General features: G+C 47.7%; 4 protein-coding genes and 1 pseudogene. 3 read left to right on the top strand and 2 right to left on the bottom strand.

The window, feature by feature from the left end; genetic code table 11:
- The first annotated feature begins 20 nt into the window (after nt 1–20).
- Entirely contained in the window at nt 21–1,865 is a 1,845-nt protein-coding gene (yidC, locus tag LQ567_RS23590) for a membrane protein insertase YidC (protein WP_231008362.1), read from the top strand.
- Nucleotides 1,866–2,525: 660 nt separating this feature from the next.
- On the opposite strand, the pseudogene LQ567_RS23585 reads toward yidC, so the two are convergent.
- Together LQ567_RS23585 and LQ567_RS23580 are read right to left on the bottom strand one after the other, a co-directional pair.
- Nucleotides 2,526–4,316, bottom strand: a pseudogene (locus LQ567_RS23585) (M60 family metallopeptidase).
- Nucleotides 4,317–4,929: 613 nt separating this feature from the next.
- A complete protein-coding gene (locus LQ567_RS23580; RefSeq protein ID WP_231008360.1) occupies nt 4,930–6,705 on the bottom strand; it encodes a DNA polymerase III subunit gamma/tau in 1,776 nt (591 codons plus the stop codon).
- A 1,068-nt stretch (nt 6,706–7,773) separates the two neighbouring features.
- On the opposite strand from LQ567_RS23580, the gene LQ567_RS23575 reads away from it, so the two are divergent.
- Entirely contained in the window at nt 7,774–11,037 is a 3,264-nt protein-coding gene (locus tag LQ567_RS23575) for a SusC/RagA family TonB-linked outer membrane protein (protein WP_231008359.1), read from the top strand.
- 16 nt (nt 11,038–11,053) lie between these two features.
- Nucleotides 11,054–12,976 (top strand): RagB/SusD family nutrient uptake outer membrane protein, encoded by a 1,923-nt coding sequence (locus tag LQ567_RS23570; RefSeq protein ID WP_231008358.1) that lies wholly within the window; start codon nt 11,054–11,056, stop codon nt 12,974–12,976.
- The last annotated feature ends 41 nt before the right edge of the window (nt 12,977–13,017 follow it).

The following is a 13,017-nucleotide window of genomic DNA, read 5'->3' as shown; positions in this document are numbered from 1 at the left end:
TCAAAAAATACACGTAAGTAATGAATTTTGACCGGAATACGATCATTGGGTTCGGACTTTTAGCCGTACTCTTTTTCTTCTATTTTTACTACAATAATCTACAACAGGGCGAACACCAGAAAGAACAGGCAAGAAAGGATTCCATTGCCAACGCACTGAGGCCGAAACTGGATACGGCAGCGTTGCGGCAGGACTCACTCCGGGCCGATTCTCAGCGTCATGCTACCAGTGCCGGTATGTTTTTAAACGCGGCACAGGGCACGGAGCAGCTTGTAACGGCAGAAAACGAAGTGTTCAAAATTGTCTTTACCAATAAAGGAGGTCAGCCAAAGTTTGTACAGCTGAAGAAATTTAAAAATGCGTTGGACAGCCAACAGGTAAAACTGGCGGCTACGGATTTTAACAAGATCAGCTATGCGATCAACACTGCGGCTAATCAAAGTGCGCAAACCGGCGATCTTTATTTTAGCAGTGGGAAGGTAACGCCGGGCCCCGATGGTACCCAGGTGGTTACATTTGAATTGAAGGGTGGCGATAGTACGAATGTTTCCAACGCTATCACGCATCAGTTCATTATTCATCCCAATCAATACAAGATCGATTTCAACATCAACCTGTCGCAACCGGGTACGCTTTTGTCGCAAGGTGTGATGAATATGGTTTGGCAGTATGATGCGGCACAGCAGGAGTCCGATATTGAGTTTGAAAAACAAAATACACAGATCGGTTACATGGAGGATGGCAGTTTTGATTACCACACCATCGGTCGGAAAGATCATGTGAACTTTGATAAAAGCGTAAACTGGATCGGAGTGCGTCAGCGGTTCTTCAATACCTTCCTGGTGGCAAAGGATAATTTTACGGGGGGAAAGATCTCCTGGACCATTCCGCCGGATGCCAATAAGGAAGTGGTAAAGACCACCGCAAATATGCAATTGAAGGTTCCTGCAGGAAATGCAGCCACGGTGCCGATGAGCATTTACTATGGCCCGGCCGACTATAACATTTTAAAGAAATACGATAACGGCTTTAGCAAGCTTGTAAATCTGGGACAGGGCATGTATGCTTTTGTACGTCCGTTGAACCAGTATGTGATTGTTCCGGTATTTGATTTTTTCAAAAGCATTGTAAGCAACTTCGGATTGGTAATTGCCCTGCTGACCCTGGTGATCCGGTTGCTGATTTCTCCGCTTACCTATAAAAGCTACCTGAGCGGTGCAAAGATGAAAGCGCTGCGCCCGGAAATTGCCACACTTAAAGAAAAGTTTGGTACCGATCAGCAGGCAATGAGCATGGAGCAGATGAAACTTTTCCGCGAAGCCGGCGTAAACCCGCTGGGGGGCTGCATTCCTGCCCTGTTCCAGATCCCGATCTTCTTTGCATTGTACAGTTTCTTTAATGCCAGTGTTGACCTCCGGGGAGCAGACTTCCTTTGGGCGAGTGATCTGTCGGCCTTTGATGACCCGATCAAATTTGGTGTTCATATTCCCCTGCTGGGCAGTCACCTGAGCCTGTTTACCATTACGGCAACGGTTACCAGTTTACTGATCTCTATTTATAGCATGAGCATGTCGCCGGATCAAAGCAATCCGATGATGAAGTATATGCCGTATATCTTCCCGGTATTCCTGTTGTTTATCTTTAACAGGCTGCCATCGGCGCTTACCTGGTATTATACCGTATCGAACCTGATCACATTGGCACTGCAGTTTGTGATCCAGAATTATATCATCGATCATGACAAGATCCTGGCACGGATACAGGAAAACCGTAAGAAGCCCAAAACAAAAACCAAGTGGCAGGAGCGGCTGGAGCAGATGCAGGAACAGCAAAAGCAAATGCAGGATCAGCGGAAGAAGAAGTAAGCGGTTGAGTGATCCTTCTTCAGCCCTCAGCACTTAGCAGAATGCCTGAAGAAAAATATACAGCGTTGGTTTATAGCAAAAAGTAGCATGAGAAAAGAGCTGCAATACAACGGAAGAAGTTTCGAAGTATTGCAGCTCTGTTGTTTTGGAAGACGGGTATCAACGCGGGGCTGAGACAAGGCTGTATATCAACAGGCGTTAATGGTGCTATATGGAAGTGATGGCAAGCATGCTTACGGGTATGCTGTCCCGACGAGTCGGGATAGTTTCAGGATCCAGGAGAACAATGGGCAGAATCTGAAATAAATGCAGCTGGACATTGTCCGCTATGATGAATGCTTAATTAATTTCCGATACGAAAAAATTTACTGTCATTGGCGGGGCACGCTAATCGGTGAGGTGATGGCAAGCCCGCTTGCGGTCATCCTGTTTTAACAAAGGCGCAGCGCGCCGTGCATCTCTGTAACCCAGAGGAGTGAATGCGCTTTTTAGCCGCAGCGCGGCGGTAATATTACGACGGGACGCGAAAGCACCGTATACTATACCGGTGCGCTGCACCTTCATCACCGGGTATGCTATTGCTAAAAGGATCAATGCAGCTCCGCAGCTTTTCTAATAGCAAAATTATTCTGAGCTGCGATTGTTACAGACAAAAACCGGTTAACGGTGTTGTGTTGTATCCGGTGACACGGAAGGATCCATAAAATAATGCGGGATCCATTCCGGGTATTTGGCCGCTTCGGTTTTTAATGCTTCGGTAACGGGAACCCGGAACAGCTCAAGATAACGGGTGAGGTTTTTTTGAGTAGCCCTGCACAATGCAATAAAAAAGGCGCTGCGGCGTTTGTCGTTGTCTGGTTCTAATTTATGCCGGTCGGGGGGTGCCGTTAATACGGCACGGAAATCTTTGTGAAGATTGAATATGGGTTGCCAGCCCATTTCATCAATAATGGGAATAAAAACGCTGAGGTACAGGAATGGATCTTTGCCCAGGTCTTCATAGGTTTGCTTCGACGTTAAATAGGCCTGGATCTTTTCGCGTACGGCTGCCCTGCTTGAAATGGCTTCATGGTTATACAGGCCCTTGCCCAATACTTTGTCAAACGCATACATGGTATAAAGGTTTACCGTTACTTCGCCCAATTCGTCATGATCGATTCCCCAGAACTGGTGCCGGTGCCCCAATTCATGAAAATGTCCCCATGATCCTTTTTTACGGAGTGAATCTGCTTGAAGCATCAGCAGGCAGCTCTCATCATCCGGCGCCATAATCCGTTAGGGGATCGTATACATATAACCATAGGCCACATTCCGGTCGATAATGATCCGTTCCGGATGCCTTCTTTTTCTGGGAATGATCGCTAGATCTGCATCCGCATCCATAATGCTGTCCCAGAGCTTCATTAATTTTTCCGGATCAGTAAGGTTCCGGATCCGGGATGAAGGAACCGTAAGGATCAGCTTATCGGTGGCCAGCTCCGCCCAGGGGGCTGGTGCATGGCGGATCGCTTTCTGCCAGTTGGCCGGGGTGGTTTTCCCCAGCTGGAAATACGGTGCATCCACGGCTCCGGAAAGGGTTACCCTAAGCGGTTGTCCTTTATCGTTGTCTGGTATTTTTATATAGATCAAACCACCAAATGATGAATGCATGATCGTGGTGTCTTTACGCAGGTGAATACTGGAGGCCAGGTTATAAGGTGTACGGTTGATTTCATCTAAGTGGATCAGGGGATCATTATGCGCCCCGATCTGCGCTTCAATTTTCCGCAATGTGTCTTTAACTGAAAGGATCACTTTTACAGGCGTGCCAGCGGGTGCATATAAGCCGGTGCTGTACCAGCGTTTAAATGAGCTGTCCGGCTCTTCAAGATCATTATTGTTGTGAAGCGGCGTGAGGGTTATTGTGCGGGTGACTTTTTTTGCTGAAGAAGGCACTGTGCCTGGAAAATTTTTTACTTCGGGATCAACATAGGATGAATCCTTTTCTGCAAGGGTTGACCGGTACGCACACTGCAGGAGATAGGTAAGGTGTTTTTTCCAGTCGCTTTTATAAAGCGGGGTCTCCCGGTTTAAGGAAATCATACGGGCGGTATCTGCCAGGTTAAACATCCGCATAATGGAGTCATAAGCGGCGGGAGCAGATACGGAATCCTTTGTATTGATCGAAAGATTAAGGATCACGGAGGGAACAATATCGCTTTTGTCTTTTATATAATTTGCATAGCGGTTGCTGCGAATGTCTTCAAGAATATACCGCAGGTTTACATAACGGGGTACGGAATCCAGCAGTAATTGATTTTTATTGGAAGCAGGGTAAGCAAAGTTGGCCACATGGTAAAGGTCTGCGGGGTATAACAAGGTTTGCAGCAGGAGGGTGTATTTCGAATTGGCACTTGCCTGGAAGCGGTGAAATAAGGGAGAGGCCAGCACAAAACAACCTCCGGCTTCCATAAACGACCGGATGTTCCGGAGTTGTTCTTTATCTCCGATATCTTCATTACAAAAGATGAGGGAAATATCCGGGGCAATGATGCCGTTTGTAACGGCCTGCGGTGAATGATTTTTTTGAACCAGCCAGTTTTGAAATGCTGGTAATGAACCGATCAGTCCTGTTTTTGAACCTTGATCCTGTTCAGACCAGGCAAAAATATTCAACAGTAGCTGTTGTACGCCTGCACTGTCCAGCAGCGGCCGGTTCAGATAGGCATCGGAACCCAGGATCAGCAATTTACCCTTGCCTATACGGCTGCTCATAATTATGGGAACAAAAACGCTGGTGGCGTCGTCTCCCAGGTTGGCGGTAGCGATGACCTCGGGTTTGAAGGAGAGCGGATAGGTGGCGGCAGCAAAAGCAGCATCCGGCAACGGTATCTTTTTTACATCGTGCAGCAGCAGTGCCCGGTCGGTTTGTTCCTGGGCATAGGTGTTTCCGCAAAAAAAAGTCAGCAACAGGATCAGCCGCATCATGAGCGACGGTCGATTTTTCATATGCATCAGTTTTATAAAAGACATACCCGGCAATAAACAGGAACCGGGGCATCCGTGTCAATCTTTAAATCAGGTACTACCGGTCCAGTTCCATTTTTAGTTTTTCTTTCAGCTCTTTCACCAGCGGATATTTTTCAATCATTTTCTGGTATTGCTGTACGGCGGTCAACGGCCGGGGCTCATTATTTTCGGGCGTTTCCACGTTTTCCCGCTTGGTAATGTAAAACTGGAGCTGGGAGTTGGACAGCCGCCGCTGAAGAAACTCGGAGGTCTGTGTTTTACAGGATTCAATAAACCGGTATTCAATCGCATTGGCCGTATACACGTAAAAGGAATTTTCATCCAGCACCTTTAAGTGTGCCAGGTCGAAGCTTTGCGCTGCGGAATTTTTATTTTCCTTTAAAACCACAATAAAGGCCGCCCAGGCTTCTTCCAGGGATTCCTGTGAAAGCGGACGGTCCACCTGCTCTACGTGGGTATCTCTAAATTGTTGCCGGAGCTTTTCGAGGTTGCCGATCTTTCGGCTGGTGGTTTCCGCTTCCCTGGGCTGCGGGGGAGGCGGTACCGGCCTGGGAGCCGGTTCTTCAATGATAAGCCTGCTGCCGGAAGGCTCACTCTTTGCAACGGGAATGGTTGTTGTTGAAGCCGGCGCCGATGGTTTTACCAACACCGGCTGTATGCTCCGGAAAGGAACGGCCGTTGCTTTTTCAGTTATTTTTTTTTTATTCAGCCCTGCATCACCGGCCGTTAATTCCATCGCTTGCTGCAGGTAGCAAAGTTTGATTAGGGTAAGTTCTACATGCAGCCGTTTATTCCTTGCCGAGCGGTAGTTGATCTCCGACTCATTCAGCACATTCAGCGCGCTGATGAGAAAGGCCACCGGTGTTTTTTTTGCGGTATCAAGATATTTCTGCTTAAAGCTTTCTACCGTATCCAGCAACGCCACTACTTTTTCATCTTTACTCACCAGGAGGTTGCGGATAAAGGCCGCAAAACCGTTCAATACCAGGTCGCCTTCAAAACCCTTGCGGTTGATATCATCATATAAAAGCATAGCTCCTGAAAGGTTCTGCTGCAACATATCATCCAGCAGTTTAAAATAATAATCTTCATCCAGGATATTCAGGTGCTCCAGCGTATTGGCATAATTCAGTTCACCATTGGTAAAGCTAACGATCTTATCCATAATACTAAGCGCATCGCGCATGCAACCCTCACTTTTTTGTGCAATGGTTTGCAGGGCGGCCTGTTCTGCCGTTACCCCTTCTTTTTCGCAGATAGCCTCCAGGTGCTCCACCGTGTCGTTGGTGGTAATGCGCTTGAAATCGAAGATCTGGCAGCGGCTCAGGATCGTTGGCAGGATCTTATGCTTCTCTGTGGTGGCCAAAATAAAGATGGCATAGGAGGGCGGTTCTTCCAGTGTTTTCAGGAAGGCGTTAAACGCCGAAGAACTGAGCATGTGCACCTCATCGATAATATATACCTTGTAACGGCCGGCCTGGGGAGCAAACCGTACCTGGTCTACCAGGGTGCGGATATCATCCACCGAGTTATTACTGGCGGCATCCAGCTCATGAATGTTCAGGGACGTTCCCTGGTTAAAGGATACACAGGAATTGCACGCATTACAGGCTTCACCATCTGCGGTAGGATGCTCGCAGTTGATGGTTTTGGCCAGGATACGGGCACAGGTGGTTTTCCCCACACCACGGGGACCGCAAAACAAAAACGCATGCGCCAGCTGGTTCTGCCGGATCGCATTTTTTAAGGTGGTTGTAATATGAGCCTGCCCCACTACGGTGTCAAAGGTCTGGGGTCTGTATTTCCGCGCTGAAACAATAAATTTATCCATGAAAACTCCTGGTATTATCCGACAAATGTAACATAATTGGGGGTGGTTTTGTTGCGGGAGATTTGGATGTGGAAAAAAGCAGCAATCCGGCCTGGCCGTTCCCAAAAAACAAGGCAGATCTTGTGGTAACCGCCGGCTTTTTGGCTGGTTACGGATCTGCTACCTGTATTCCTTCTGCGAAAAACCAGTTTGCGGTTTTAAAACCGCAACGTTGGCGCTTAAATTAGGGCGCCGGTATTTTTTTACCGGGAAATACGAAGCGGTAATGACAAAATAGTTTATTAAAAACAGGTGTATATCTGGGAACCCAGGCAGCAATGTATGAACATGCTGAACGCATATAAAACAAGGAGATATACCAGGTGCAGAAGGGTTTTCCGGTATCGGATAAGGGAGGGGACAAGGCGTGGTATAGTAGGCTGATGGCCGCTCCGGAGCTTATTGCCAAAATTGTTTAATGGTTGGTTAATTTAACGAATCGTGCGGGCATGTTTGCGGTTTAACATTGCATTGTCGATTGCAGAGTGTCCAATTTTGAATGCGAACGGCGTTAGCGAAACCATCGCCTTACCATACGCCCGGACTCAATAACCGTTTAATTGTGTTAATATGCATTCTACTGTTATTAAATGTTTATGAACTGATTAGGAATTAGAAAGAAAATGTATCTATTTGTTGTATTGATTAGGAGCAGCGGTGTTACACCGTTTGCCAGGAAAAAAAGAAACGGTATGTGCTGGTTGCCTGACATTTTTCTGATGCAACATATTCATTAAATCTCATAGGACCTGGTGCAGCACCCTTCGGGGTTGAAATGCAGCACAGGGAAGGGTAAGCAGCTTTTCAGAAAAGCCTGCCATAGATGATCCATGCGGGTTGTTGAAGGACTATTGGCTATCGCTAAGGTGGCCATCTGTCATCATAGCGCAGCCTGACGTACCCCCGGAGGGTATAAAAAAGCTCTCAAAAAATATATTCAAAACGCAAACCTGTTAATAATAAAAATAAAAGCAAAACGCAATGATGAAAATGACGTTTACGTACCCGGGCACGTCAAAGAGGCTTCGATTGCTCCTGACAACAATCGGATGTTTACTGCTGTCTCTGGCCGGGTTTTCGCAAGGGAAAATAACGGTTGTAGGTACGGTGGTAGATACTGCCAACATCCCGCTACCGAATATCAGCATTACCGTACAAAACAATGAAAAACAGGGAACGGCCACCGATGTAAATGGCAAGTTCGTGTTGGAAGTGACACCGGGTAGCATGCTGGTATTTACCGCGGTAACATATAACAATGCTACCTACCGGGTTCCTTCCACACCGGAGCAGGACCTCCGCATCACGCTAACGACAAAGGAAGTATCCGCAGATGAAGAGGTAATTGTGACTGCCTACGGAAAAAAAGTCCGCCGGGAGTCCGTAACAGGATCTGTGGCCACGATTAAGCCCGACCAGTTAAGAACACCGGCCTCCAATCTTACCGCGGCGCTGGCCGGGCAGGTTGCCGGTATCATCGGGTTTCAAAGCAGCGGGCAACCAGGTTTTGACAACGCTGATTTTTTTGTGCGGGGTGTTACCACATTCGGGTACCGGCAAAGCCCACTGATCTTAATTGACAATATCGAATTAACATCAGATGATCTCGCGCGCCTGCAGGTAGATGATATTGCCGAGTTCTCCATTTTAAAAGATGCCAGTGCCACGGCACTCTATGGCTCTCGAGGAGCAAACGGGGTAATACTGGTAACCACTAAGCGGGGAAAAGTAGGCAAGCCTAACTATAATGTACGCTACGATAATTCTGTTTCGACGCCTACGCAGACGCTGAAATTTGCCGATCCGGTCACCTATATGAACCTGTACAATGAAGCGTTGCTCACCCGGAATCCTTATCAGCTCCCGAGATTTGATGCGGACAAGATTTATTTTACCCAGCGCACCCTTGATGGCGCTCCTGATGGTAATCCTTATGTATACCCCGCAGTAGACTGGCTGGACCTGATGTTTAAGAAATATTCACAAACAAAAAAATTAAATGCCAGTGTCTCCGGCGGAAGTGAATCCACCCAGTATATGGTGTCCGGCTCTTACAGCGAGGATAACGGGCTTCTGAAAGAAGGCGCCCAGAGCATATTTGACGGTGGCATTAAATTCCGGAATTACCAGCTGCGGTCCAATGTAGATGTAAAGCTCACCCGTAGCACAAAGCTCAGTGTGGATCTCTGGGGGATTTTCAATGATTATAACGGACCCATCACCAATGATGCCAGTGGGTTTGCTACCGATCTGTATTATTGGGCCACGCATAGCAGCCCGGTGTTGTTCCCGGCCTTTTTTGCCCCGGACAGTGCCAACCGGTATACACAGCATATCCTGTTTGGTAATTTCAATGGTAATTCACCCGACCGCAGCGGAGATAACTTTTTACCTACACAGGGGGTAGGATATTCGAACCCTTATGCGCAGATGATGCGGGGATACCGGACGCGGAACAATTCCCGCATCAGTGCTACGGCCCGTTTGAGCCAGGATCTGAATATGATTACCAAGGGACTGAATTTTAGTGGGTTCTTTACCACGAACCGCTTTGCCCAGGTGCAATATTCAATGACCTATAACCCGTTTTATTATACGGTAAATACGTACAACAGAGCTGCCAACCAATATGAGCTGTTCTGGCTGAACAATAAGTCCGGACTGACGTTTAACGGAAACGGCGCATCCGGATCTAATGCAGTGGCTACAGAATACCTGGATATTTCTGCGGGAGACCGGGGTTCCAGCTCTTTTATCCAGATGCAGGGTATTTTGAGCTATGACCGGAACTTTGGAGATCACAGCCTTAACGGATCGCTTGTGATCAACCGGCAGCAGACACTTGATCCATCCAATGTGGGCGACTATACAAAAGTTTTACCCACCCGGAATCTTACCTACGCAGGAAGCGCCCGTTACGGGTATCAGAACAGATACAACCTGCAGTTTGATTTTGGGTATAACGGATCCGAGCGTTTTGATCCCTCGCACCGTTTTGGTTTTTTTCCCAGTGTATCGGGAGCCTGGAATGTAAGCAAGGAAAAATTCTGGAGGAACAGCAAACTGGGCGACATTGTAACTATGTTTAAGTTAAGGGCCAGCTATGGCAAGGCCGGGAATGATGATATCGGCTCTCAACGCTTTTTCTATCTATCCAATGTAAATCTCGAAAACACTGGTGCCGGAGCTGTTTTTGGTACCAACAACGGGTACAGCAGGCCGGGTGTAACCATAACGAATTATCCGAATCCTGAGATCTCCTGGGAGATCAGCCGGATCAGCAACTACGCGGTGGAATTTACCTTGTTTAATGCACTCGATTTTATTGGGGAATACTGGATCCGTAAAACAACCGATATCCTGCAAACAAGGCTTATTCCCAGTAGTATGGGACTGGAGGCCACTCTGAGTGGTAACCTGGGTAAGGCACGTTCCCAGGGACTGGATCTTACATTGAATTACAAGAAAACGTTTTCCAACGGGATCAGCCTGGTGGTAATGTCGAACAGCACTTTTTCAAAGGCAAAATATGACTATTATGAGGAGCCCAATTATGGAACGGAATACTGGCGGCGTCAAACCGGGCAGTATGTGGGCCAGCGCATGGGCTATATCGCCGAGCGGTTGTTTGTGGACGACCAGGAGGCGGCAGCATCACCTACACAAATATTCGGAACGTCTGGAAGAGGTGCCCGCGGTGGTGATATCAAATACCGCGATATCAATGGCGACGGCGTTATCAACAGTTCCGACAGGGTTGCCATCGGATTACCCAACAGTCCGCAGGTGACCTATGGTTTTGGCGCTAGTTTAAATTATAAAAGTTTTGATCTGAACTTCAGGTTTACCGGACAGGCACGTGCCTCACTTTACATGAACCCCAATGCGATCAGTCCTTTTGTTAGTGTTACCGGTGGGTCGCCCACGCAGATATTGCAGCAATTTGCGGATAACCACTGGTCCGAAGGCAGCCAGAACCTGTATGCATTGTATCCCAGGTTAGGTACAACAACGGATGATGTTGCGAATAACTCGCAGGTCAGTACCTGGTGGTTAAGAGACGGAAGCCTGCTGCGGTTAAAATCTACGGAATTGGGTTACACCCTTCCGCAGAAATGGCTTAAGCGGGTTTCGGTTAAAAATGCGCGGATCTATTTAAGCGGCATCAACCTGTTACGTTTCAGCAGCTTTGATCTGTGGGAACCGGAGTTGTCGTTAAGCGGGTCTGCTAACAGTGCCTTTAACTATCCATTATTAAAGCAATACAATTTAGGGATCAACATTCAATTATAAAACCAGGAAGAGAATCATGAAAAAGAACAGCACTATTATTTTAGCGGCCCTTATGCTTTCCGTAAGCCTGGCCGGTTGTAAAAAATACCTGGATATTGTTCCGCAGAATGTTGGAACGCTTGACTATGCATTCCGGAACCGGAGTGAAGCCGAAAAATATCTTTTTACGTGTTACAATACCTTGCAACAGCGGTCCAATATGGTGAACGATCCCTGGTTTGCAACGGGAGGGGAGCTGGTATTGCCACAGGAGTACCTGGGACAAACCAATCTTACCGCGCCCGGGTTGCAACTTGTAAAAGGCGGTGTGCAAAATAAAGATAACCCGGTATTGAATTATTGGGATGGAAGCGGATCCGCTCCCAGTTACTATGATGCCATCCGGCGTTGCAATACCTTTCTGGAGAATGTAGACAAACCGATCGATCTGCAGCCCTTCGAGAAAGAGCGCTGGATTGCGGAAGCCAAATTTTTAAAGGCCTATTATCATTTTTTCCTGGCCAAGATGTATGGCCCGATCCCAATTGTAAGAGGGAATACACCGGTAACGGCGCCCACAGGGGAAACCCGTCCCCAACGGGATCCGGTAGATTCGGTGTTCAGTTATGTGGTGCAGCTTTTAGATGAGGCCGCCGAGGGGCTGCCCATACAAATTGATAATCCGGATCAGGAGCTGGGGCGCATCACCCGGGTGATTGCACTGGCGTTAAAAGCCGAAGTACTGGTAGCCCAGGCCAGTCCTTTGTTTAACGGTAACCCGGATTACGCCGGATTTAAAAATAAAGACGGGTCACCGCTTTTCTCCTCCACGCCCAATAATGCTTTATGGGCAAAAGCAGCGCTGGCTTGTAAAGAAGCGATTGACCTGGCGGAATCGGTTGGGCTGGGTTTGTATACCTATATTATTCCACCGAATATCCCGGCCAATCTTTCGGATTCTTTGGTAAAGGAAATGAATTTCAGGGCGGCAATTACCGAAACCTGGGATAAGAATAAAGAGCTGGTATGGGCATTGAACGGCACGTTTGGCTGGCAGCAGCAGATGTTTCCTAAACTGGTATCCGGCGCCGTGGTTACCCGGGGGCAAAATACCATTGCCTGTCCTTTTTCTGTTACGGATCTGTTTTATACCAGGAATGGTGTTCCGATCGACGAGGACAATACCTGGGATTATGCCAACCGCTTTACTGCTGCAACCGGCGATGCAAGCCGCCAGCACTATATAAAGCAGGGATATGAAACGATCAAAAATAATTTCGACCGGGAAGTGCGGTATTACGCCAGCTTCGGCTTCGACGGTGGTATCTGGTTTGGTAACGCCGTTTATACACCGGCAGGCAGCCTGTTAAGCATCCAGGGAAAAGGCGCCAGCAGCATCTCGGGCGTTTCCAATGCCGAATCCGGAAATGTATTTGGTATATGGCCTAAAAAATTATGTAACTATCTTACTGTAAATAATACAACCTCCTACACGGCGTCTAACTACCGGTTGCCCCTGATCCGTATGGCCGATCTGTATTTACTGTATGCCGAATGCCTGAATGAAGCAAACGGACCTTCGGAGGACGTATATCATTACCTGGATCTGGTGCGGGCCCGTACCGGCCTTAAAGGAATCGTGGAATCCTGGACCAAGTATTCCAATAACCCGGGCAAGCCTTTAACCAAGGATGGTTTACGACAGATCATTCACCGGGAACGTCGTATAGAACTTTGTATGGAAGGCAAAGCAGGCTGGGATCTGAGAAGATGGAAAGAATACCTGGAAGTGGCCACCCGGCCCATACAGGGATGGACGGTAAGCCAAACGACAACGGCGGGATACTATCAGCTGACCACATTTTATGTACCGTCTCTATCAATAAAAGATTATTTGTGGCCTATTTCCGCAAATGAATTGCTGGTGAATCAGAACCTGGTACAAAACCCGTACTGGTAGCCGCAATTATTTTTTATAAGGATAAGCAATCAATGAATTTG

Source organism: Niabella pedocola, assembly GCF_021044425.1.
In the GTDB taxonomy this organism is placed as follows: domain Bacteria; phylum Bacteroidota; class Bacteroidia; order Chitinophagales; family Chitinophagaceae; genus Niabella; species Niabella pedocola.
This window is presented reverse-complemented; position numbering and strand designations above follow the sequence as displayed.

Excerpts from the sequence above, each read along its gene's own strand:
- yidC (WP_231008362.1), top strand. The coding sequence starts at position 21 with ATGAATTTTGACCGGAATACGATCATTGGGTTCGGACTTTTAGCCGTA.
- LQ567_RS23580 (WP_231008360.1), bottom strand. The coding sequence starts at position 6,705 with ATGGATAAATTTATTGTTTCAGCGCGGAAATACAGACCCCAGACCTTT.
- LQ567_RS23570 (WP_231008358.1), top strand. The coding sequence starts at position 11,054 with ATGAAAAAGAACAGCACTATTATTTTAGCGGCCCTTATGCTTTCCGTA.